General features: G+C 67.6%; 21 protein-coding genes. 4 read left to right on the top strand and 17 right to left on the bottom strand.

Annotation, left to right across the window (positions count from 1 at the left end):
• Positions 1–22 precede the first annotated feature (22 nt).
• The 4 genes from LC490_RS11060 to LC490_RS11045 form a co-directional block, all read right to left on the bottom strand.
• Positions 23–256: a hypothetical protein gene (locus LC490_RS11060; RefSeq protein ID WP_031372371.1), complete on the bottom strand. Its 234-nt coding sequence runs from the start codon at positions 254–256 to the stop codon at positions 23–25.
• 63 nt (positions 257–319) lie between these two features.
• Positions 320–655, bottom strand: a complete 336-nt coding sequence (locus tag LC490_RS11055) for a DUF3247 family protein (RefSeq protein ID WP_081930933.1) — start codon at positions 653–655, stop codon at positions 320–322.
• A 90-nt stretch (positions 656–745) separates the two neighbouring features.
• Complete coding sequence (locus tag LC490_RS11050) at positions 746–1,111, bottom strand: BON domain-containing protein (protein ID WP_031372369.1); 366 nt, start codon at positions 1,109–1,111, stop codon at positions 746–748.
• Positions 1,112–1,292: 181 nt separating this feature from the next.
• On the bottom strand, positions 1,293–1,475 hold the full coding sequence (locus LC490_RS11045; RefSeq protein ID WP_031372368.1) for a hypothetical protein: 183 nt from the start codon (positions 1,473–1,475) through the stop codon (positions 1,293–1,295).
• A gap of 188 nt (positions 1,476–1,663) precedes the next feature.
• Here LC490_RS11045 and LC490_RS11040 point away from each other — a divergent pair, with 188 nt between their 5' ends.
• Positions 1,664–2,137 (top strand): MgtC/SapB family protein, encoded by a 474-nt coding sequence (locus LC490_RS11040; RefSeq protein WP_031372367.1) that lies wholly within the window; start codon positions 1,664–1,666, stop codon positions 2,135–2,137.
• A 4-nt stretch (positions 2,138–2,141) separates the two neighbouring features.
• Here the strand turns inward: LC490_RS11040 and ligD are convergent, their stop codons facing one another.
• The 6 genes from ligD to LC490_RS11010 all read right to left on the bottom strand — a co-directional run bounded on the left by ligD (position 2,142) and on the right by LC490_RS11010 (position 12,848).
• The gene (ligD, locus tag LC490_RS11035; RefSeq protein WP_223620199.1) at positions 2,142–4,694 is read right to left on the bottom strand and encodes a DNA ligase D; all 2,553 of its coding nucleotides are present in this window, start codon (positions 4,692–4,694) and stop codon (positions 2,142–2,144) included.
• Between the two features lie 24 nt (positions 4,695–4,718).
• Positions 4,719–5,609 carry a Ku protein gene (locus tag LC490_RS11030; protein ID WP_223620198.1) on the bottom strand — a complete coding sequence of 297 codons (891 nt, stop codon included), beginning with the start codon at positions 5,607–5,609 and terminating at the stop codon, positions 4,719–4,721.
• Positions 5,610–5,865: 256 nt separating this feature from the next.
• Entirely contained in the window at positions 5,866–6,474 is a 609-nt protein-coding gene (locus LC490_RS11025; protein WP_223620197.1) for a hypothetical protein, read from the bottom strand.
• Complete coding sequence (locus LC490_RS11020) at positions 6,437–6,895, bottom strand: low affinity iron permease family protein (protein ID WP_223620196.1); 459 nt, start codon at positions 6,893–6,895, stop codon at positions 6,437–6,439. Before LC490_RS11020 ends, LC490_RS11025 begins: the two co-directional genes overlap by 38 nt.
• Positions 6,892–7,260 (bottom strand): hypothetical protein, encoded by a 369-nt coding sequence (locus LC490_RS11015; protein ID WP_223620195.1) that lies wholly within the window; start codon positions 7,258–7,260, stop codon positions 6,892–6,894. The genes LC490_RS11020 and LC490_RS11015 overlap by 4 nt, the downstream gene beginning before the upstream one ends.
• Before the next feature lie 1,166 nt (positions 7,261–8,426).
• Positions 8,427–12,848 carry a DEAD/DEAH box helicase gene (locus LC490_RS11010; protein ID WP_223620194.1) on the bottom strand — a complete coding sequence of 1,474 codons (4,422 nt, stop codon included), beginning with the start codon at positions 12,846–12,848 and terminating at the stop codon, positions 8,427–8,429.
• A 240-nt stretch (positions 12,849–13,088) separates the two neighbouring features.
• On the opposite strand from LC490_RS11010, the gene LC490_RS11005 reads away from it, so the two are divergent.
• Both LC490_RS11005 and cueR read left to right on the top strand, forming a co-directional pair.
• Positions 13,089–15,563: a heavy metal translocating P-type ATPase gene (locus LC490_RS11005; RefSeq protein ID WP_255610796.1), complete on the top strand. Its 2,475-nt coding sequence runs from the start codon at positions 13,089–13,091 to the stop codon at positions 15,561–15,563.
• A gap of 11 nt (positions 15,564–15,574) precedes the next feature.
• The gene (cueR, locus tag LC490_RS11000; protein ID WP_031373912.1) at positions 15,575–16,033 is read left to right on the top strand and encodes a Cu(I)-responsive transcriptional regulator; all 459 of its coding nucleotides are present in this window, start codon (positions 15,575–15,577) and stop codon (positions 16,031–16,033) included.
• Between the two features lie 290 nt (positions 16,034–16,323).
• Here cueR and LC490_RS10995 read toward each other — a convergent pair whose 3' ends face one another.
• The 7 genes from LC490_RS10995 to LC490_RS10965 form a co-directional block, all read right to left on the bottom strand.
• On the bottom strand, positions 16,324–16,614 hold the full coding sequence (locus LC490_RS10995; protein ID WP_031373913.1) for a hypothetical protein: 291 nt from the start codon (positions 16,612–16,614) through the stop codon (positions 16,324–16,326).
• Between the two features lie 11 nt (positions 16,615–16,625).
• Positions 16,626–16,865 carry a hypothetical protein gene (locus LC490_RS10990; RefSeq protein ID WP_031373914.1) on the bottom strand — a complete coding sequence of 80 codons (240 nt, stop codon included), beginning with the start codon at positions 16,863–16,865 and terminating at the stop codon, positions 16,626–16,628.
• 210 nt (positions 16,866–17,075) lie between these two features.
• A complete protein-coding gene (locus LC490_RS10985) occupies positions 17,076–17,831 on the bottom strand; it encodes an SDR family oxidoreductase (RefSeq protein ID WP_031373915.1) in 756 nt (251 codons plus the stop codon).
• A 25-nt stretch (positions 17,832–17,856) separates the two neighbouring features.
• On the bottom strand, positions 17,857–18,615 hold the full coding sequence (locus LC490_RS10980) for a histidine phosphatase family protein (protein ID WP_031373916.1): 759 nt from the start codon (positions 18,613–18,615) through the stop codon (positions 17,857–17,859).
• A 1-nt stretch (position 18,616) separates the two neighbouring features.
• Complete coding sequence (locus tag LC490_RS10975; RefSeq protein WP_031373917.1) at positions 18,617–19,717, bottom strand: phosphotransferase family protein; 1,101 nt, start codon at positions 19,715–19,717, stop codon at positions 18,617–18,619.
• Positions 19,714–20,553, bottom strand: a complete 840-nt coding sequence (locus LC490_RS10970; protein ID WP_031373918.1) for an SDR family oxidoreductase — start codon at positions 20,551–20,553, stop codon at positions 19,714–19,716. Before LC490_RS10970 ends, LC490_RS10975 begins: the two co-directional genes overlap by 4 nt.
• Entirely contained in the window at positions 20,550–21,797 is a 1,248-nt protein-coding gene (locus LC490_RS10965; RefSeq protein WP_031373919.1) for an acyl-CoA dehydrogenase family protein, read from the bottom strand. Before LC490_RS10965 ends, LC490_RS10970 begins: the two co-directional genes overlap by 4 nt.
• A 90-nt stretch (positions 21,798–21,887) precedes the next feature.
• Here LC490_RS10965 and LC490_RS10960 point away from each other — a divergent pair, with 90 nt between their 5' ends.
• Complete coding sequence (locus LC490_RS10960; RefSeq protein ID WP_223620193.1) at positions 21,888–22,814, top strand: LysR family transcriptional regulator; 927 nt, start codon at positions 21,888–21,890, stop codon at positions 22,812–22,814.
• Positions 22,815–22,941 lie beyond the last annotated feature (127 nt).

The raw sequence follows: 22,941 nt of genomic DNA, 5'->3' as shown, positions 1-22,941 counted from the left end.
CCCGGTTGCCGACGCCCCAGGCTCATGCGCGGTCCGCCACCCCGCTGACGCCGGCGCTGCGGGCGCAATGCACGCAGCAGTAGAAGGTGCCGTCGTCCTCGATGCCGTGCCCGACGATGCGGCAGTCGCAGTGCGCGCAGCGCGGCGCCATGGCGTGGATCGCGCACTCGAAGGAATCGAAGGTGCCGCTGCGCGTCCCCATCGAAACGGTGAAGGTCTTGTCGTACTGGTTTCCGCAAACCTCGCAAACGGCCATGACGGGCTCCTGTGGTGTGGCGGCGCGGCGTCCGGCGAGATCGGCCTCGCCCACCGGCGCCGGCTAGCTGCCCGTCGGTTTCCCGCGGGCCGATGGACGAACGAATTCGCGTTCGTCGGATTGCAACGGGCAAACTTTCAGGATCTCGTCGAGCCAAAGATAGGCGACGCGGTCGCCGCCGCGGATGTCTTCCAGTCGCAGCACCGCATTGCTGCCTTCGTTGCCGTGGGCGTCGAGAAAGGTCTGCAGACTCGGCCGGGTCGCGACGACCCCGACCTGCCGACTGCCATCGACCAGAACGATATCGACCAAGCCTTCGTCGGGAAGCCGCTCGATCAAAAGGCTCAATCGGCGGATCTCGGCGGGATCGGTGTGAACACGGTCGGCTAGCTGGGTCATCGCTCCGTCCTATGGACTGTCCGTATGTGGACTGTCCTATGAGGAACTGTCCTTATGAGAGTCGGCAGGCCGGGGAATGCCGGCCGTCGCTTACTTGTTGTGGGCGCTCCTGGCCGAGACCAGCCCGGTGCTGTCGACCTTCTTGACGCCGTCGATCTTGCGCGCGATCTCGACGGCCTTGTCGGCCTCGGTCTTGCCGTCTACGTGACCGGACAGTCTGACTACGCCGTTGACGGTCTCGACATTGATATCGGTGCCGGTCACGCCCTTGGTGGCCAACAACTCGGCCTTGACCTTGGTGGTGATCCAGGTATCGCTGACCGGCTGCGCCGACTCGTTGCCGGTGCCCGTGGCCGGATCGTTGCCGGCGGGGCTGCCGTTGGATTGCGGCGCCGCCAGGGCGGTGCCGGAGACGGCCAGGGTCAGGGCGAGAATCGCGAGACGCATGGATTTCATGATGGAGCCCTCATATATGGGAGCGAGACATTCGGGATCGAGATACGGGATCGAGACATACGAGATCGGGCATGGGACCGCGCCCTGCGCCAGGCCATGAAGCCGCGGCCATGGTCGGAACGCTTGCTGCGTACGGCACGGGCCAGTTCGATGCCTTCGGGTGATGGAACTGCGATGGAGCTCAGTGATGGTCTTTGCGGCCCGAGCCGGATTTCTTGCCGCCGCCGTCCTGCTTGTTGACGGTGGCCCAGGCGCGCTCTTCGGCTTCCTTCTGCGATACGCCGTCTTTCCTGTATTGCTGCTCGATATGCTCGGCCTGGCGTTTCTGCTTGTCGGTATAGGACGACTTATCTCCACGAGACATGACCGGTCTCCTGATCGGAATCGTTGGAATCACGATGCCGACGCTAACCGCCGGAGAGTTAAGGCCGGGACAGCGCGTCGTTAGCGCGGGGTGTGCGGTTCATCTGCGCGCCGTCGCGACGGCAGCCGGTCACCGACGCCTCACATGACCCGGGTTATCAAGAGCGCTTACCCAGCCGGAGCGCATTCATGGAGCTGTTGAGTCAGCTGTGGGTCGTCGGCGGCACCGCCTACGCAATGGTGCTCGGCGGCACCATCGGCCTGGAGCGCGAACTGAAGAATCGACCGGCGGGATTCCGCACCCACATGCTGGTCGCGGGCGCCTCTTCGCTGCTGGTGGGCGTGGGCCAATTGGCGATCATGGACCCGCGTTTCCGCATTCCCTTCCTGGTCAACATCGATCCCTTGCGCCTGGTCGAGGCGGTCGTCGCCGGCGTGTCGTTCATCGGCGCCGGCACGATATTCGCCCAGCGCGGCGGCCAGGCGGTGTCCGGCGTCACCACCGCGGCCTCACTGTTGATGGTCGCAGTGATCGGCGCCAGCACCGGCCTGCGTTATCACCTGCTCGCCTTCGCAGCGACCGTGCTGACCTTGCTGGTCCTGTTCCTGCTCAACTTCGCCGAGCGCAAGGCCGGCACGAAACCACCGGACCAATCGACCTGAGGTTTCATATCGTCGGCAAGCGTTGTCGGCTCTCGGCGAAACCCTCCCAGGGATCGCTGCGCAGGCGCGCAGCGCGACGTAGTGCCTTGGCCAGATCGAAGTCAGTCGAGGAACGCGCTCGCGAGAATTCGTCCCAGCTCAGCGGCATCGCCACCGGCGCGCCTTCGCGCGCGCGCAGCGACCAACTCGCCACGCTGGTGGCGCCGCGCGCATTGCGCAGCCAGTCGATGAAGATGCGCCCCTTGCGGGCGACCCTGGATGCCGTCGCGACATAGCGCAGCGGCGCCTGCGCGACCATGGCGTCGGCTAAGGCCTCGCTGAAGGCTTTGACCTCGGCCCAGTCCGGGCCGGGCCGGATCGGCACTACCACGTGCATGCCCTTGCCGCCGGACAAGCGCGGCCAACTGTCGAGCCCGATCTCGGCGAGCCGGTCGCGCACATCGCGCCCGGCCCGCTTGAGCTCGCTCCAGGCGATGTCCTCGGCCGGGTCCAGGTCGAACACCAACCGGTCCGGCCGGTCCGGCGCCTGTCGTTTCGCGCCCCAGGGATGGAATTCCAGGGTGTTCATCTGCACCAGCGCCAACACGCCTTCGATGTCGCGCACGTAGACGTAGTCGGCCTGACCGGCGGACTCGCGCAGGCGGACCGGATGCACGCCCTCGCCCAGGCTGTCGGCGTGGTGTTTCTGGAAGAAACACGCCGATGCGATGCCGTCGGGGCAGCGCAGCAAGGACAGCGGACGTTCGATCAGTTCCGGCAGCAGCCAGGCCTCGACCGCGCGGTAATAATCGGCGACCTCGCCTTTGCTGATCTTCGCGGCGGGATAGACGATGCGTTCGGGATGGCTGAGCCGGGTGTCGCTCATCGCGGTTTCCTCGATGGATCGGGCGCGGATGGGCCGGGCGCGCCCCGCCCTGGCGCGTCGCGGCGCAGGCTCAGCCTGCGCGGCTGCGACGGCGGCGCTCAGGTCGGCGGCCCGTTTGTCCTCGCGCAGCCGCACGAAGCTGGCCTGGCGGATCAGGCCTTCCTTGCCGCGTCCGCGCGAATGCACGTCGACGACGAGTTCCGGCACGACCCAGCGCACCGAACCTAGCGGAAACGGCACGTGCCCGGGCAGTTCCACCGCCGCCTGTTCGCTGTGCAGCGCCTGCAGGCGCTTGCTCAAGCTGCGCAAGGCCGCATCGCTGAAACCGCTGCCGACGCGACCGACATATACCAGGCCGTCGGCGCCGGGCCGGGCCAACAGCAGGGAGCCGAAACCCTGGCGGCCGTGCTTCGGCGGCGTATGCCCGACGACGATGAATTCATCGTCTGCGACGTGCTTGAGCTTGATCCAGGCCTGGCTGCGGCCGCCGTGGTAAGGCGCATCGGCGCGCTTGCAGACGATGCCTTCCAGGCCGGCCTTGACGCTCGCCGCCAGCACCTGCCCGGCGTCGCCTTCGACATGTTCGCTGAAGGCCAGCACGTCCGAGGTCGAAGCCGCCAACACCTCACGCAGCAGGCCTCGGCGCTGCGCCTGCGCCGCCCCGCGCAGGTCGATGCCGTCCAGATACAGTAGGTCGAAAATCACATAGCGCAGCGAATCCAACTGCCCGGATTCGAGCAGGCGCTGCAACTCACCGAAATCGCTGCGGCCGCTGCGATCGGAGGCGATCAACTCGCCGTCGAGCACCGCGCTGCGCAGCGGCAGGCCGGCGATGGCCTCGGTCAGGTGCACGAAGCGCTCGCTCCAATCGACCTTATTGCGCGATTGCAGGCGCACGCCACGCTGGACGTAGGCGAGCATGCGATAGCCGTCCCACTTGACCTCGAACTGCCAGTCGCCGCCGTTCGGCGGGTGCTCGCGCAACGTCGCCAACTGCAGTTCGACGTCTTTCGGCATCGGCGCCGCGACGGCGCCGGCGATCTTCGCGGCGGCGCTGCGCCAGGCCCCGGAACCGCCTGCCCCGGCCTCTCGTGCGTTGGCGGTGGTCGCTCGGGATTTCCTGGCGACCTGTTTCGCTGGCGGCGGCGCAGGCTTGGCGGCCGCGGCGGGCTCGTCGAGCATGCGATCGGCGTCGCTGTCGCGCGCATGCTCGTCGCTGCGCTTGATCAGCAACCACTGCTGCCGTTTACCGACGGGGCGGGTCCGCACCAGGGTGAAGCGGCCCTGCAGGCGCTCGCCGTCGAGTTCGAAGTCGAGCTTGCCGGCGGCGATCTGGTCGAGGGCGTCGTCGTCGGTGCGCCAGGTGCCCTGATCGAAAATGTCGACATGGCCGGCGCCGTACTGGCCTTCGGGAATGTCTCCCTCGAAATCGGCATAGGACAGCGGGTGGTCTTCGACCTCGACCGCGAGACGGCGCTCGCCGGCACGCAACGACGGCCCCTTCGGCACCGCCCAGCTCTTCAGCACGCCGTCGGCTTCCAGGCGAAAGTCGTAGTGGCGGGCCCGCGCATGATGCAACTGGACGACGAAGATCGGCGCCTTGCGCCGCCCGCGACGCGCGCGGCCGCGGTCGGCGTCCGGCTCCGGCGTGGCGTCGAAGCGACGTTTGCGGACGTAGTCGCGCAGCGTCACGGCGCAGTCCTCAGAGCCGCGCCGTCACGCCGACTTGCGCGTGCGCTTCTTGGCCGCCTTCGCGGTCTTCTTGGCCGGGGCTTTTTTGGCCGCGCGCTTAGCCGCACCCTGCCCGCCCTTTTTCTCCAGGCTGCGCTTGAGCAGTTCGGCGAAGTCGATGACGTTGGTCGCGGCGTTCTCCGGCAGCTTGGTTTCGTCGGCAGGCTTGCCATGCACGACCTTCTTCGACTTGACCCGCTGCTCGATGACTTTGTGCAGGCGTTGGCGGAAGTCGTCCTTGTAGCTGTCCGGCTTCCACTCGCCGCTCATCGACTTGATCAACTGCTCGGCCATCTCGACCTCGCGCGGCGATATCTTCCACTTCGTCATGCTGCCCTCGGGCAGTTTGTAATCGCTGGGGTCGACCAGTTCCTGGGCGTAGCGCAGGATCATCAGCATCAGGGCGTCGCCCTGCGGCACTACCGCCGCCAGGTATTCGCGGGTGCGGATCACCACCCGGCCGACGCCGACCATGTCGGTGCGCTTGAGCACCTCGCGCAGCAGGACGTAGCCTTTCTCGGCTTTCTTGCCGGGTTCGAGCACATAGGGCTTCTCGTAAAACTCGGCGCCGATCGAGGCGGCGTCGACGAAGGTGTCGATATCGACGGTTTCCTTGTGGTCCGGTGCGGCCGCGGCGATGTCGGCCTCCTCGATCACCACATAGCTGCCCTTGTCGTACTCGAAGGCCTTGACGATATCCTTCCACGGCACTTCTTCGCCGGTCTCCTCGTTGACCCGCTCGTAACGGATCGGCGCTTTGTTGCGGCTGTCCAGCATGCGGAAATGCAGGTCGACGCGACGCTCGCCGGTCATCAGTTTGACCGGGATGTTGAGCAATCCGAACGACAGGGTTCCGGTCCAGATCGGGCGCGCCATGGCTACCTCGCAAGGCCGGCCTGAATCGCCGGCGGGAACATCGGGTCTCGACTGTGCCGCCGCGGGCGTTGAACCGGAGTGAACGGCGACACCTTGCGAAGGCCGTCTCTCCCGATTTCGCGCCCGCAGGTCGGCGAGCGTCGCGCCGCGGAGGCGCCGCTACGGGTCGCGACGTTCCTGAGTTGCCGCGACCGGCTGCATCCGCGTGAGCGAACCGTGGCCGGCCGCGACAACCCAGGGCCGCGCTCCCCTGCAATCACAACATCTGGCTGCGGGCTTTCTCGGCCCGAGCCGCGCCGATCGCGGTCTCGACCTGCTTGATTTCCTCGGGCGGCGGCAGAACCGCCGGCAACCCGAGCGACTCGATCCACAGCTCGCGGGTCCAGCCGGTCGTGTGATAGAGGTGATGGTCTTCGTCGGACTCGACCGCTTCATGAGCCTGCTTGAGCACCTCGAGGCCATCGCCCTTCGCATGCTCGACCAAGTGCCCGATCAGCTCCCAATTCATATGGTCCTTGGTCTCGGCCAGCACCACGCATTCGGCGGCGACCAGTTGTGCGGCATCGGGGTCGCCGGCTTTCTGCGCCATCCGGATGGCTTGCTCCAGCGCTTGGCCGATGTGGCCGACGACCTCGCGTCCGGGGCTGCGTTGTTTCGGGTCCAGGCCCAGTTCCTTGAACACGTTGAGCAATACTTTCTCGTGGGTGCGGGTTTCGGCGAGATAACCTTGCCACTCTTTATGCAGGTCTTCGTTGACGGCGCATTCGACCGCCGCCTCGTAAATCTTGATACCGCCCTGTTCGGTTTCGAGCGCTTGCAGCAGCAGCTCACGAACCTGCGGGGCGTGCGGCTGGGTCTTCTTCATCCTGTTTCTCCTGATGGGGGGAAAGGGTTTGTCCATCGGCGCCGATGGGGTGGCGCTTGCGAGCGCCGCGGGCGAGCCGTTCGTAGCGCTCGCGGAACTTCTCCAAGGTGTCTTCGTCGAGCTCTTCCAGGTCGAGCAAGGCGTTCTCGGCGGCCTCGGTGGCACGAATCAACTCATCGAGTTTGATCTGCACCGCGGCCGAGTCGCGGTTCTGCGAGTTCTGGATCAGGAACACCATCAGGAAGGTGATGATGGTCGTCCCGGTATTGATGACCAACTGCCAGGTGTCGCTGAAACCGAACAAGGGACCGCTGACCACCCAAACAAGCACCACGCCGAGCGCGAGACCGAAACACAGCGGATGCCCGGTGAAGCGGGAAGCCGCTTTCGCTCCGCGCTCGAAGGCGTGGCGCAGCGTCATGGGGGCGAACTCCGCTGTTCGAGCCGGCCCCAGGCCGCCTCCACCACCGTGCGGGCTTCGTCCCAATCCAGGCGCGAGGCGCCGCGGGTACGGCGATAGCACACGCCGATGCCGTCCTGCATCTCCTCCAGGGTCCGGCCTCGACTGCGCATGTAAGCGTCCAGGCCCAGTTTCACCGCCGGCTCGTAATCGCTGTAGCGCAAGCCCGGCCGATCGATCAGACCGCGATAGTGGCTGCGCCAATAGGCCAGTTCCGAATCGAGGTCCAGCACGGCCAGCGACAGCGCCGAATCCGCGGCATCGGTGGTCGACGAGTCGATCGTCGAAATATCCGTCTCGTGAAAACGGTTCGTATAGACGGTCATGGTCGACTCCTAGAACAAGAACCCGGGCACATGGCGAGCGATCAGTGCACGGGCAGGACCGAACGGAGTGAGGATCACCCGGTGCCGCGACGACGTCGCGACACGCTCGCTGTTCGACGAATCGATTCCAGGCCCCACAGTGCCACCACGGACCGCGAAGGCGACGTTACGGTCGCAACGATTTATTTTCGATGCATTCATCAACGTCATGGGGATTCCATGCATCGGCTTAACGCTTCAGCGAGAAACGGCGACGCAGTTCGCAGGCATGCCTGTCGATTCGGAGAAACGGATCGACAGGCACGCTGAACAGGGCTGGGGATTAATGACCATCCACTAGCTGCAACCCCTTGCATCTCGGGGTAGGAGCGGTGCGAGCCGCGGCCGGGCTTTCGTGCGGCGACGCAGTTGCTCCATTTTGGCTGCCGCGGCTTGCGCCGCTCCTACCCTTTGGTTCGCGGGCATTTGTTGCTGTCGCTATTGCCCTTGCTGCTGCCGTTGCTGTGCGCGGCCTATGCCTCGCGAGACCGAAGGACACCCGGAGGGCGGCGCGCAGGGACGCGCGCCGTGCAACACCGGGACAGGGATGTCCCGTGTGTTGCATGCCTGCGTATGCAACGAACGTGCGGGCTTGTGATCCAAAGAGAAAGCATTTTTCTTTGGCTACTTTTGACCGAAGGGAATCCAGACGGACTTTTGTTGCTTATGACAAAAGAAAGTAACCCGCCGCTTTAGTGGCGGAAGCTCTTATCGTTTGATCTTGATCTTTCTGGAAGTTTCAAGTTTCTGATCATTAAGATCAAACGCAAGGAGCTTTCGCCCGCAAGCGGGCGAGTTACTTTCTTTTGTCTAAAGCAACAAAAGTCCGTCTGGATTCCCTTCGGTCAAAAGTAGCCAAAGAAAAATGCTTTTGCTTTGAATCACAGGCCCGCACGATCGGTGCATCCGCGGGGATTTTTCATACGGGACATCCCTGTCCCGATGAAAAACGGCGCGCATCCCTGCGCGCCGCCCTCCGGGTCTTCTTCAGCCTTCGCGAGCGTGAGGCTGCGCACAGCCAAAGCTGATGCCAGAGTCAAGGGCAAGGGCAAAGGCAAAGGCAAGAGCAAGAGCAAGAGCAAGAACAAGGGCAAGGGCAAGGGCAAAAACCTATCGACATATTCCGATCAATGCCGCGCCAGATTGCGCATGACCTCGTCGATGCTGGCCTCGGCCGCAGCCGCGGCGCTGCCCGGCCGGCGCAACAGCAGGCGATGGACGTCGCGCTGAATGTCCGCAGGCAACTCGACCAGTTCTTCGACCTGACCGGCGAGCAGGCTGGCCACCGCCACGCCATCGCGGAAGGCGATGCGCGCGCCGGGGATGCGCGGCACTTTTACGCCGGCGAGTACGCTGCCGGCGAGGTTCAGCGGGTCGGCCGCGGACACGCAGACCACCGCACCGTCGTGGGCACGCTGGCGGATCTGGCGCAGGCTGTTGACCGCATCGGGCAAGGCGAATTGCTCGCCGGACATGCCGCTGACGAAACGGCCGCCGCGGATCTCGCCGCGCGCTTCCAGGCGCCGATAGACGCGCAGCAGGTCGCGCCACGGCGGCAGCCAGGCGGCTTCGCGCTGGATCAGGCGCCAGAACACCACGCCGTAGCGTTCGAGCAATCGCCAGGCGATGTGCTCGTTGGCTTCGGCGTTGCGCGCCGCGTCGGCAGGCGCGCCCTCGCCTTCGGCCGGCCCCGTCAACGACCAGCGGCCGGCATCCTGCAGGTCGGTCAGCAAGGCGCGGCGACGGCGGGCGCCGTGGGTCGACACGCGCTTGGACGGCGGCACCAGCAAGGCACGCAGGCCGGCGTAGCTGTCGCAGGTGATGCGGCCGCGGGTGACCAACTCGCCGAGCGCTTCTTCCAATTCGGTGCGCAGCAGATGCGCATTGCGTTCGAGTTCGTCGAAGAACGAGGCGCCGCGCGCTTCGAGCGCGGCGAGGACGCGTTGCGCGCGCGACGACACCGGCGCCGGGTCGGCCTTGCGGCCGGCGGCGAGGCGCCAATCGGCCAACGCGCGCCGCGGCAACAGCACGATCGGCGTCTGCCGCACGCTCGGCACGCCTTGCGGCACCGATGCTGCGGAGGTGCCGTTGACCGCGCCGGCATTCGCGTCCGGACGCAAACGCGCCCAGGTCACCCGGCCGGCGCTGCACAGTTCGTCGAGCCAGCTCGAATCGTAGTCGGCGATGCGCGCCGGCAGCAGCTCGCTTTCCCACACCGAAGCCGGCGCTTCGTAGCCTTCCAGTTGTTCCAGCACCGCGCGCAGGGCCTGCGGCCCGTTCATCCGCGTCGATGCGGTCGAATGCTGCCAATCGAACAGGAAGCGGGCGAAGTCGCGCGGTTCGACCGGTTCGATCTCGCGCCGCAGGCGGCCGACGGTGTAACGGTGAATGCGCGCCAGCAGATGCCGTTCGCACCATTCCTCGTCGCCGCCGAGCAGGCTGTCGCGGCCGAAGCGGCCGCGCATGACATAGCCTTCCTGCTCCAGCCGCAACAGCGCCAGTTCGATCTCGCCGACATCGCGGTGGCCGTCGCGAGCGAGGGCCGCGACCGTGGTCGGGCCGAGCGCGGTCAGGCGCGAACGCAGCAGCTCGACCGAGGCCTCCTCACTGCTCCACGCCGTCGCCAGGTATTCCTCGGGCACGACCACCGCCGGCTCGGCCACGGCGTCGGCGAACAGTGCTCGCGCCTGTGGCAGGTTCTCGGTCGCGACCCACCACGCCGGTGCGGGTTCGCTCGCCGACAACCGCAGGGCGGTGGCGCGGCCGCTGTCGGCCAATGCCGTCAGCCAGCGCGGCCAATCGTTCGCCGCGGCCTCGGCGACGGTGACGAAGCCGAGCCCCATCAGCGCCTCGTGCATTTCGTCGGCGTCGCGGACTTCCGGCCAGGCCTCGCCGCGGACTGCCTCGATGGCCTCCGGATCGAGCCGGCCCAGATCGCCGGCGTTGTCGGCCTCGGCATAGCGCCGCGCCATCACCGCCTGGGTGCGGCGTTCTTCCAGCGGCGCGTCGTCGAGGAAAGCATAGGGCCGCGCATTGATCGCCTCGGCCGCAATCGGCGACGGCGCGGTGACGTCGCGCCCGATCACCTGCACCTCGCCCTGTTCCAGCCGGCGCAGCATGCGCAGCCAACCGGCGCTGTCCATCGCCTTGTACAGACAGTCGTGCAGGGTCTGCGCGACCAGCGGATGGTCCGGCACCTCGCGCTCGCCGACCAGGTTCTCGGCGCAGGCGACCTGGTCCGGGAACACCGTCGCCAGCAAATCCTCGCTCTTCATCCGCTGCAATTGCGGCGCAACCTTGCGGCCGCCGACGAAACGCGGCAGGGCCAGCGCAGTGGTCGCGTTCCAACGCCAGCGCACCGCGAACAGCGGCGCATCGAGCAAGGCCTGGGTCAACACGTCGAGGGCCGAGGCCGAGTGCAGATAGCGGGCGACGTCTTCGAGCGGGAAGCTGTGGCTGGTCGACAGCGACAGCACGATCGCGTCCTCGGTGGCCGCGGCTTGCAGCTCGAAATTGAACTTGCGGCAGAAACGCTTGCGCAGGGCCAGACCCCAGGCGCGGTTGATGCGGCTGCCGTAGGGCGAATGGATCACCAGTTGGGTGCCGCCGGATTCGTCGAAAAAGCGCTCGAACACCAGGCGCTGCTGGCTCGGCACAACACCGAGCGCCTGGCGCGTGCGGCCGAGGTAGTCGACGAGTTGGATCGCAGTCTCGGCGTCGAAACCGAAGGTCTCGCTGAGCGCGCGCGCAGCCTCCCCGGCCTGCGGCGAGGCCGCGAGCAAAGTCTCGACCGCCTCGCGCAGCCGCGACACGCTGGCCGACAATTCGTCGCTGCGGCCCGGCGCTTCGCCGAGCCAGAACGGAATGTTCGGCGGCTGGCCCTGCGCGTCCTCGACCCGCACCCGCCCCGGCTCGACGCGCAGGATGCGGTAGCTGGCGTTGCCGAGCTGGAACACGTCGCCGGCGAGGCTTTCGATGGCGAAATCCTCGTTGACGTTGCCGATGGTGACGGCCTCGGGTTCGAGCAACACCGTGTAGTCGCCGGTGTCGGGGATGGTGCCGCCCGACATCACCGCGGTCATGCGGCTGCCGCGACGCGCGCGCAGGCGGCCGTGCACGGCGTCGCGATGGATATAGGCCGAACGCGGCCCACGCCGGGTGGTGAAGCCGTCGGCCAGCATGCGCACGATCGCATCGAAATCCTTGCGTTGCAGCCCGGCATAGGGCCAGGCGCGGCGCAGGCAGGCGTACAACGCGTCCTCGCCCCACTCCTGCGCGGCGACCTCGGCGACGATCTGTTGGGCCAGCACGTCCAGCGGCGCCGACGGAATCTGCAAGGCATCCAGCTCGCCGCGGCGCACGCTGTCGAGCAAGGCCGCGCACTCGACCAGGTCGTCGCGCGACTGCGGGAACAAACGCCCCTTCGGCACGCCGCCGACATGATGGCCGGCGCGGCCGACGCGCTGCAGGAAAGCGGCGATCGCACGCGGCGAACCGAGCTGGCAGACCAGGTCGATGTCGCCGATGTCGATGCCCAGTTCCAGCGAGGCGGTCGCCACCAGCACCCGCAATTCGCCGCGCTTGAGGCGCTGCTCGGCGTCCAGGCGCAGCTCGCGCGCCAGGCTGCCGTGGTGCGCGGCGACCGCGTCCTTGCCGAGGCGGTCGGCGAGATGGCGCGCGGCGCGTTCGGCCATGCGCCGAGTGTTGACGAACACCAGGGTGGTGCGGTGTTCGCCGACCAGGGCGGCGAGGCGTTCGTAGACCTCGTCCCACTGCTCGTGCGACATCACCGCCGACAGCGGCGAGCCCGGCAGTTCCAGGGCCAGGTCGCGCTGCTTGGCGTAGCCGATGTCGACGATCGCGCAGTCGGGGCGGCCGGCCGCGTCAACCGCATCGGCGCCGACCAGGAAACGCGCCACTTCGTCGATCGGTTTCTGCGTCGCCGATAGGCCGATCCGCACCGGCGGTTGCGCGCACAACTCGCGCAGGCGTTCGAGGGTCAGGCTGAGATGGCTGCCGCGCTTGTCGTCGGCGACGGCGTGGATTTCGTCGACGATCACCGTGCGCACGGTCGAGAGCATGGTCCGGCCTGACTCCGAGCCCATCAGCACGTACAGCGACTCCGGCGTGGTCACCAGGATGTGCGGCGGCTTGCGCCGCATCGACTGGCGTTCGCCGGCCGGGGTGTCGCCGGTGCGCACCGCGGTGCGGATGCCGGGGTCGTCCAGGCCCATGCCGCGCAAGGCTTCGCCGATGCCGGCCAGCGGCGCTTCGAGATTCAGGTGGATGTCGTTCGACAAGGCCTTCAACGGCGAGACGTAGACCACCGCGGTCTCGTCGCGCAGGCCTTGTTCCAGGCCTTCGCGGACCAGCGCGTCGATCGCGGCCAGGAACGCGGTCAGGGTTTTGCCGGAACCGGTCGGCGCCGCCACCAGGGTGTTGCGGCCGGCGCGGATGGCCGGCCAGGCCAGTTCCTGGGCCTGGGTCGGCGCCGGAAACGCCGAGCGGAACCAGGCGGCGATGGCGGGATGGAAGTCGTCGAGGACCATGCGTTCGCCGCGTCGCCGCGGCCTCGGGTTGTCCAGCCTAGATGGGGTCGATTCTGGCATCCCTAAACCGCAGCGAGACCGGAATCGAAGCGTTTGCGCTTGTCCGGTGAACCATTCAGCCCGGCTGCGGGCGCCCGCCAGGCAAGCGGACGCTCGTCACGCCGGCCGAAGCTTGACCTTCCCATCATGGGAAGCCCCAACCTGCCCGGCATCCGAACCAGGACTTCCGAGAGAACGCCCATGAATGCCGCCGCACACCCGACCCCGCTATACCCGCCGGCCGATCCGGCCGCGGCGCCCGCCGCCCATTCCTTGCGTTTCGGCATCGTCGGCATGACCTGCGGCTCGTGCGTGGCGCGGGTGGAGAAGGCCTTGCTCGCGGTGCCCGGCGTCGTCCGCGCCAGCGTCAACCTGGCCACCGAAACCGCCGAGCTAGGCTCGGCCACGGCCGTCTCAGCGGCTGAGATCGAACGCGCGGTCGCCGCCGCCGGCTACGCGGTGGTCGTGCGCGAGGTCGAGCTGGAACTGCGCGGCATGAACTGCGGCTCCTGCGTGGGGCGAATCGAGAAAGCCTTGAGCGCGGTCGCCGGAGTGGTCGCGGCCTCGGTCAACCTCGCGACCGAGCGCGCGACCGTAAAAGTCTTCGACGGTGTCGAAGCGGCCGCGTTGATCGAAGCCGTCGAGCGCGCCGGCTACGCCGCGGCCCTGCCCGCCGCTGCCCCCTCCGACGACGACGGCGGTACGCCGCAGGCCTCCCGGCAGGCTGAAACCGCGGCCGCGCCGATGTCGCGCGAGACCCGCCACCTGCTGATCGCCGCCGCGCTGTCGCTGCCCTTGGTCGCACCGATGCTCGGCCTGCTGTTCGGCGAGCATTGGATGCTGCCCGGCTGGCTGCAGTTCGCGCTCGCCACGCCGGTGCAGTTCTGGCTCGGTGCGCGCTTCTATCGGGCCGGCTGGCAGGCCCTGCGTGCGCGCAGCGGCAACATGGACCTGTTGGTCGCGCTCGGCACCAGCGCCGGTTACGGCCTGAGCCTGTATCACCTGCTGCGCGGCGACAGCAGCGCGCTGTACTTCGAAACCTCGGCGGTCATCGTCACCTTGATCCTGCTCGGCAAATGGCTGGAGGCGCGTGCCAAGCGCCAGACCACCGCGGCGATCCGCGCGCTGCAGGCGCTGCGTCCGCTCAGTGCGCGGGTGTTGCGCGACGGCGTCGAAACCCTACTGCCGATCGCGCAATTGCGCGTAGGCGACCGGGTCGTGGTGCGCCCGGGCGAACGCATCGCCGCCGACGGCCGCATCGACGAAGGCCGCACCCATGTCGACGAATCGCTGATCACCGGCGAGTCGCTGCCGGTCGCGCGCGGCGAAGGCGACCGCGTCACCGGCGGCGCGGTCAACGGCGAAGGCCGCATCGTGGTCGAAACGCTCGCGGTCGGCGCCGAGAGCGCGTTGGCGCGGATCATCCGCCTGGTCGAGGACGCGCAGGCGAAGAAGGCGCCGATCCAACACCTGGTCGACAAGGTCAGCGCGGTGTTCGTGCCGGTGGTGATCGTGCTCGCGCTGGCCACCCTGCTCGCTTGGGGCCTGTCCACCGGCGATTGGAACCAGGCCATCCTCAACGCGGTCGCGGTGCTGGTGATCGCCTGCCCTTGCGCGCTGGGCCTGGCCACGCCGACCGCGATCATGGCCGGCACCGGCGCCGCCGCACGCGCCGGCCTGCTGATCAAGGATGCCGAAGCGCTCGAGCTTGCACACCGCATCGACACCGTCGCCTTCGACAAGACCGGCACCCTGACCGCCGGCGAGCCGGTGTTGGCCGAACTGATCGCCATCGACGGCGATCGCGACGCGGTGCTGGTGCAAGCCGCGGCGCTGCAATCGGGCAGCGAGCATCCGCTCGCCAAGGCCGTGGGCCGGGCCGCCGATGGACTGACCCTGCCCTCGGCCTCGACCGTCGTCGCCGTGCCCGGGCGCGGTCTGCGTGGCCGGGTCGAGGGCCGCTCGTTGTTGCTCGGCAGCACCCGCATGCTCGAAGAACTGGGCGCCGAGTTGTCGCCGTGGCGCGCGCAAGCCGAGCGCTTGAGCGCGAGCGGCCACAGCGTGTCGTGGCTGGCGGCCGAGGATCAGCCATCCGTTGCGGCCGTTCGCGTGCTCGCTCTGCTCGGCTTCCGCGACACCCCGCGCCCGGACGCCAAGGCCGCCGTCGCGCGCCTGCATACGCTGGGCCTGCGCACCGTGATGATCTCCGGCGACCATGCCGGCGCCGCGCGCAGCATCGCCGATGCGCTGGGCATCGACGAGGTGCGCGCCGACGTGCTGCCGGAACAGAAAGCCGCTGTAGTCGCCGAACTGGCTCGCCGCGGCACGGTGGCGATGGTCGGCGACGGCGTCAACGATGCCCCGGCGCTGGCCGCGGCCGATGTCGGCATCGCCATGGGCAGCGGCACCGACGTGGCGATGCAGGCCGCCGGCATCACCCTGATGCGTCCGCAGCCGGGCCTGGTCGCCGACGCGATCGACATCTCGCGCCGCACCACCCGCAAGATCCGTCAGAATCTGTTCTGGGCCTTCGGCTACAACGTGGTCGGCATCGCCCTGGCGGCGATGGGCTGGCTGGATCCGATCATCGCCGCTGCGGCGATGGCCTTCTCCAGCGTCAGCGTGCTCGGCAACACCCTGCTACTGCGCCGCTGGCGCCCGGCCGCCGGCCGATGAGGACCGCATCCATGCCCCGCAATGCACTACCGCCCGAACTCGCCCAGGCCAAGGCCGACGGCCTGCACAACATCGGCGAAGCCGCCGCCCTCAGCGGGGTCAGCGCGAAGATGATCCGCCACTACGAAAGCATCGACCTGATCCCGCCGGCCGGGCGCAGCATCGCCGGCTACCGCTTGTACAGCGACAACGACGTGCACCGCCTGCGCTTCATCAAGCGCTCGCGCTCGCTGGGGTTCTCGATCAAGCAGATCGAGACCTTGCTGGGGCTGTGGGACAACCGCTCGCGCGAAAGCGTCGAGGTCAAGCGCCTGGCCCTGGCCCATGCCGAAGAGCTCGCCGGCAAAATCCGCGAGATGCAGACCATGCAGCGCACCCTGGAAGAACTGGCCCACCGTTGCCACGGCGACCACCGGCCGGATTGCCCGATCCTGGAAGATCTGGCGGAAAGCCGGGGCATTTCAGGGTAGGAGCGGCGCAAGCCGCGCCCACGATGTCGCGGCTGCGATTGACGCCCGAGGCAGGTTGCGACAGAGATGTGCATGGCGGCTGCAACGACATACGCCGCCGCCCGCATTGTCGCGGCGGCGGTCGATGCGTTTCAGGTCATTCGCGATGCGCGCGTCGGTCCCAACAACATGCGCCGTCGCGCGACTGTCGCGGTCGCAGCTTACGCAGCTCCTACAAAAGCTTCCGTAGCGACGCCTCCCCCTGTAGGAGCGGCGTGAGCCGCGACCGGAACGCTACGAAGACCCCACGATCAAGCGTGATTGCGCGTCGCCGCCGCCAGGGCCTGGCGGGTTTCCTCGCCGTCGCGCCGGCCCATGGCTTCGGCGGTCTCGGCGAGCCAACGCTTGGCCTCGTCTTCGCCGTCGCTGTCGACCCGGCGCAGATACTCGGGGGCGATCCGCGCCAGTTCGTCGCGCAGGCGTTGCGCACGCTCGTCGTATTGACGGATCAAGGCGTTCTCGTCGGACGCCTCGATCGCACCGATTTCGCGCATCGCCTGCAGGCGCTCGAGCCATTCGCGACGGCGCTGCTCCGGGTCCATCGCCGCGCGGCTCAATTGAAGCCGATGTCGTAGGCCGTGTTCAACACGAACTTGGCCGCTTCGGGCAGATCCGAATCCTGCGCGGCGTCGTTGGCCAGGCCGAGGAATTGGTCCGCGGCGCCGGCGACGAAATCGCCGATCACGCCACCGATTTCCCTGCCGATCATCGTGCCCAAGGGGCCGCCGAGCGAACCGATGCCTGCGCCGAGTGCCTGACCGATACCGCTCGCTAGATCGCCGAAAAGAGACATGGACAGTTCCTTTGTGGGGGATGGCGGAATCCAGTGTCGCCACGGAGAAATCCAGGTCAATCTGGGAATGACCCTAGGCGTGCGCGCCAGCGATGCTGAATCGGCGAGCGTTCGAGAACATGAACGAGGCGATGTTCCCGGCGCATGCGAGGAATCTCATCGCACGACGCATGCGTAGCGCTCAACCGCGCCAGCCGATGCGCGGCCCACTCAGTTGAGCTTGGCCACCCACGACAGCGGCAAGCGCTTCATCAACCAGCCCAACAAGGCCCAAGGCCACCAGGGCACGTAGGCCTTGGCCGATTCCCTGTCGATCGCACGCACCAGCAAACGGCAACCGGTGGCTTCGTCGATGATGTACGGAGTCTGCTTGGCCGGCGCCTGCTCGTTCATTTCGGTGCGGATATAGCCCGGGAAAATCGTGCTGACCTTGATCGAGGGCTTGCGCAGCATATCGGTGCGGATGCCTTCGGCGAGCGAGGCGACGCCGGCCTTGCTCGCCGCATAAGCGGTGAGGCCGCCGCGCATGCCGCGCATCGCGCTCATCGACGAGATCAATACCAGGTGGCCGAGGCCGGCTTCGCGAAAGATCTCCATCGCCGCTTCGCACTGCGCGAGTGCGGCGAGGAAATTGGTCTCGACGATGCTTCGATTAAGGGCGAACTGGCCCTTGCCGACCGGCGCGCCCTGGCCGATGCCGGCATTGACGATGACGCGGTCGAGCGCGCCGAGTTCGGCACGCAGGGAACGGAACACCGCGAACACCTGCTCGTGATCGGTAACGTCGAGGCTGCGGATGGCGACGCGGATGCCGGGATGTGCGGCTTCCAGTTCGGCTTTAAGCGCTTCCAGGCGATCGAGGCGTCGCGCGCACAGAGCGAGGTCGCTGCCGGCGCGTGCGAACTCGCGCGCCATGCCGCGTCCGAGTCCGGAACTGGCTCCGGTGATGAGGATGTGCTTGCGCATGCGGCCGGCTCCTGAAGCGATAAGTTCAGCGATAAGTGATGAGGTCGTCGCGCGTGTATAGATGCGCATGGCCGTTGAAGGTGGACAAGCGCAGGCCGCTGCGGGCGACATGCAGTTGGGTGACGCTGGCGTTGACCAGGCTCCAGCTCAGGCGCAGCGCCTGCGCATCGGGCGCATCGAGCAGGCCCTGCACGACCGCGGCGATCGGGCCGCCCGAGGTGAACACCCACACGTTGCTCGAACCCGCCGCGGCATCGGCGGCCGCTTGCAAGGCGTCGCGGCAACGTTGCCGGAACGCCGGCCAGGTTTCGCTGTAGTCGGGGTCGTGATCGCCGCTGGACCAGCGCGTCATCGCCGCGGCGAACAGCGACTGGAAGGCGCGGCGCGGATCGGCGGCAGCGCCCAGATCGGCGACCAGACGTTCGTGGTCGATGTATTCGGGTCGATGGCGGGCGACGATCTCGCGATGGTCGAATTCGTTCCAGCGCGGGTCGGTGTGTGGGCCTGGGTCAAAGTGCCCGGCATCCGAGGACCCAACCTGTGAGGATCCAGCCAAGCCGCCGTCGTTGCCGCAGGCGGAACGCATCGCCGCCAGACATTCCTGCGCGGTCTGCCGGTGCCGGCGCATGCCCCCGACGACGACGCGGTCGCCGTCTCGCCACAGCGGGGCGAGCGCGGCGCCGAGCAGGCAGGATTGTTGGCGACCCAGCGTGCTGAGTTCGTCGTAATCGGCCGCGCCGAATGCGGCCTGGCCGTGGCGGATCAGATGGATGCGCGCCGCCATCTCAGCCGCCCCACCCACGGCGGTCGCGCGCGATCGCGCGGCGGCAACGCCAATGCAGATAGTTCACCGACAGCCAGAAGCGCTTGAAAGCCGGGTTGCGGGTCTGACCATGGTGATAGCGGTAGTAGATCTGTTGCGCGATCGCCGACAGACGGAACAGCCCATAGACTTCGTAGAACGCCCAGCTACGCGGGCGCAGGCCGGTGCGTTCGCTGTAGTAGTCCATCACCTCGCGACGGCTGAACATGCCGGGCAGATGGGTCGGTTGGCGGCGGGTGCTTTGGGCGATGAAGTCGTCGCCGGCCTCGACCCAGTAAGCCAGGGTATTGCCGAGGTCCATCCGCGGGTCGCCGAGCGTGGCCAGTTCCCAGTCGAGCACGCCGATCACCCGGGTCGGGTCCTGCGCATCGAGCACCACGTTGTCGAAACGGAAGTCGTTATGGGTGAGGCAGATGCGCTCGTCCTGCGGCAGATTCGCGCGCAGCCAATCGACGATGCCGCGGCCGTTCGGCACGTTCCAGGTGCGGGCGTCGGCATAACGCCGGCTCCAGCCGTCGATTTGGCGTTGGATGTAGCCGGCGCCGGCGGCAAGTCGCTCCAGGCCTGCCGCACGGTGGTCGACCTGATGCAATGCGATCAAGGTATCGAGCACGTTGACACACAGGCTGCGGACCTGGTCGCGCGACAGCTCGACACCGGCCGGCAGGTTCTTGCGCGGGATCAGGCCGTCCAGGCGCTGCATCACGTAGAACTCGGCGCCGATCACCACCTCGTCTTCGCAATGGGCGTACATCACCGGCACGAACGGGAACACCGGCTTCAACGCTTGTTGGATGCGGAACTCGCGGCCCATGTCGTGCGCCGACTTGGCTTTCTTGCCGGCCGGCGGGCGACGCAGGATCAGGTCGTCGTTGTCGTAGTGCAGGCGGTAGGTCCAGTTCGACGCGCCCCCTGCGTATTGGCTGACCACCGGCCTGCCGCGCAGATGCGGCAGGCGCGGCTTGAGCCAGGCATCGACGGCGGCGGCGTCGAGTTCCTCGCCGGCGCGCACCGCGCGGCTGCCGTCGCCGGAGACGGCCGCATGGGCGGGCTGTGCGGTCATGCCCTGCCGTCCGCCGCCGCGGTTTTCTTGCGTGCGCGGCCGCCCTGCCCGGCACGGCGCATCGCCGCTTCGTAGAAACGGTACGGCAGCAGGCGCTTGAGCATCCAGAAGCGTTTTGCCGAGGCGTGGGTGAGGATGCGGAATTCGCCGCGGGCGACGCCGTCGCGGATCATCGCGGCGATCTCGTCGGCGCCGATGCTGGCTTCGTCGACCAACTTGCGCATCCAACGCGCATAGCGCGGATCGGTGCTGCGCAGGCTTTCGCTGAGATTGGTGCGGAAGAACGCCGGACAGGCGACGGCGATGCGGATGCCGTCGGCGTCAAGTTCGGCCTTGAGCGTCTCCGACAGCGCGACCACCGCAGCCTTGGTGGCGTTGTAGGCGGCCGCGTACGGCGGATGGATCAGCCCAGCCATCGAGGCGATGTTGAGGATGGTGCCGCCGCCCTGCCGACGCAGCATCGGCGCGAAGGTCTTGCAGCCGCGCACGACGCCGAGCAGGTTGATGTCGATCATCCATTGCCAGTCGGCGATCGGCATCGCCTCGACCGGGCCCATGTCGGCGACGCCGGCGTTGTTGACGACCAGGTCGACGCCGCCCCAGTTCGCCAGCAACCAGTCGGCCGCGGCTTGCAGGTCGTCCTCGCGGGTCACGTCGCAGTGCAGGTAGTGCGCGGTCGTGCCGAGCGCCTGCAAGGCCGCGAGGGTTTCCGCGCCGCGCACGGCATTGACGTCGCCGATGCACACGCGCGCACCGTCGCGCGCATAGCCTTCGGCGAGTGCGCGGCCGAGGCCGGAGGCGCCGCCGGTGATGAAGACTCGTTGAGCTGCGCTCATGCGGCTTCCTTGTGGCTGCGGCCGAGGCCGTACTTGGCCAGTTCCATGCGCGCGACCATGGCGCGATGCACTTCGTCGGGGCCGTCGGCGATGCGCAGGGCACGCGCGATCATGAACAAGCCGGTCAGCGGCACGTCATGGGAAACGCCGGCGCCGCCGTGGATCTGGATCGCCTGGTCGACGATGTCCTGCAGCAGGTTCGGCGCGACCACCTTGATCGCCGAAATCTCGGTCATCGCCGCCTTCACCCCGAAACGTTCGATCTTCCAGGCCGCATACAAGGTCAGCAGACGCGCCTGATCGATGGCGATGCGCGCCTGGGCCACGCGTTCGAGGTTGCCGCCCAGGCGCAGGATCGGCTGACCGAATGCCTGGCGCGCGCTGCCGCGGCGGATCATCAGTTCCAAAGCGCGTTCGGCCGCACCGATCGCACGCATGCAGTGGTGAATGCGGCCCGGCCCGAGCCGGCCCTGGGCGATCGCGAAGCCCTGCCCCAAACCCAGGATCAACTGGTCCCTGGGCACGCGCACGTTCTCGAATACGACCTCGCCGTGGCCATAGGGAGGGTCGTATTCGCCGAAGGTCGGCAGCATGCGTTCGATGCGTACGCCCGGCGCGTCCAACGGCACCAGCACCATGCTGTGGCGCGCGTGAGGTTCGGCCTCGGGATTGGACAGGCCCATGAAGATCGCCAGGCGCGCATCGGGATGGCCGATGCCGGTCGACCACCATTTGCGCCCGTCCAGGACCAGTTCGTCGCCGTCGACGCGGACGCTCGCCTGCATATTGGTCGCGTCGGACGAAGCGACCTCGGGCTCGGTCATGCAGAACACCGAACGGATCTCGCCGGCCAGCAACGGCGCCAACCACTGCGCCTTCTGCGCCGGCGTGCCGAAGTGATGCAGCACTTCCATGTTGCCGGTGTCGGGCGCATTGCAGTTGAAGACTTCGGCGGCGAATTCGTAATGCCCCATCGCCTCGGCCAGCGGTGCGTATTCGAGCACCGACAGGCCGCCACCGAGTTCGACATCGGGCAGGAACAGGTTCCACAGCCCGGCCTCGCGCGCCAGCGCCTTGAGTTCGGCGATGCGCGGATGCACCCGCCACTGCCGCCAGTCGGCGCCGGCATTGAGCTGCGCGTTCTCGCGCCGGTACTGCGCCTCGAACGGCGCGATATGTTCGGCGATGAAACCGCGCAAGCGTTGCAAGTGCTCGACGGTGCGGGCGCTCGGAGCGAAGTCCATCACGGATTCCTGGCGCGGGCGGTGGCCCGGTCGGGATCATCCTAGGCGGCCGGCCGGGCTGAATGAAGTGATATTTGCTAACTTCGCATGATGAGCCAAATTCATAGCAAGACCGACCAGCTCGACCTCAACCTGCTCAAGGTGTTCGAGGCGGTCTACCGCGAACAAAACCTCAGCCGCGCCGCCCAGGCCTTGTTCCTGACCCCGTCGGCGGTCAGTCATGCCCTGGCCCGCCTGCGCCTGCAGTTCGGCGACCCCCTGTTCGTCCGCGACGGCCGCCGCATGAGCCCGACCCCGGCCTGCCAGCGTCTGGCGCCGAGCCTGCTCGACGCCCTCGGCCGCTTGCGCGAGCTGTTGCAGCAGTGGGACCGCTTCGACCCGGCGCGGACCCGGCAGTCGTTCCGCGTCGGCATGCCCGACGCCACCGAAAGCGCCCTGCTGCCCGCGCTCGCGCAGGCCCTGGACGCGCAGGCCCCGGGTGCGACCTTGGCCAGCGTGGCGGTGGCGCGGCGCGAACTCGGCCGCGAACTGGCCGGCGGCCAGGTCGACCTCGCGATCGACGTCGCCCTGCCGATCAGCGAACCGGTGCGGCATCGGCCTTTGTTCCAGGACAGCTTCTGCGTGGTGATGCGCCGCGGCCATGCCTTGGCGAAGCGCCTGAGTCTCAAGCAGTACCTGCAGGCGCGCCATGTCGCGGTATCGACGCGCGCCAGCGGCCAGGTGATCGAGGACATCGCCCTGCTCAACCTCGGCCTGCAGCGGCAGATCGCCCTGCGTTGCCAGAACTACCACTCCGCCTGTCAGGTCGTGGCCGAATCCGAGTACCTGCTGACCATGCCCGCTGGGCTTGCTGGCCGTATCGCCGCGAGCGCGCAGTTGCAACGCGCCGCGGTGCCGTTCGCGCTGCCTGCGGCGCAATTGCATTTGTACTGGCACGCGAACAGCGAGTCCGATCCGGCTAATCAGTGGTTGCGGGAGGTGGTGGTCGAGGTCTGCGAGCGGGGGTTGTTCGGGTAAGTAGCGTGCCTTTAGGAGTAGGAGCGGCGTCCTACTGGATTTCCTTCGGTCACAAGCCGCGACCGCGCTGTAACGGGTTTTCGGCACTTCGTTCAAGCAAGATCAAGATCTAGATCAAACGCTTAAA

The organism is Lysobacter sp. ESA13C, assembly GCF_019970005.1.
GTDB lineage: Bacteria > Pseudomonadota > Gammaproteobacteria > Xanthomonadales > Xanthomonadaceae > Lysobacter > Lysobacter antibioticus_B.
The sequence above is the reverse complement of the archived record's forward strand: the minus strand, read 5'-3'. Positions and strand labels throughout refer to the sequence as shown.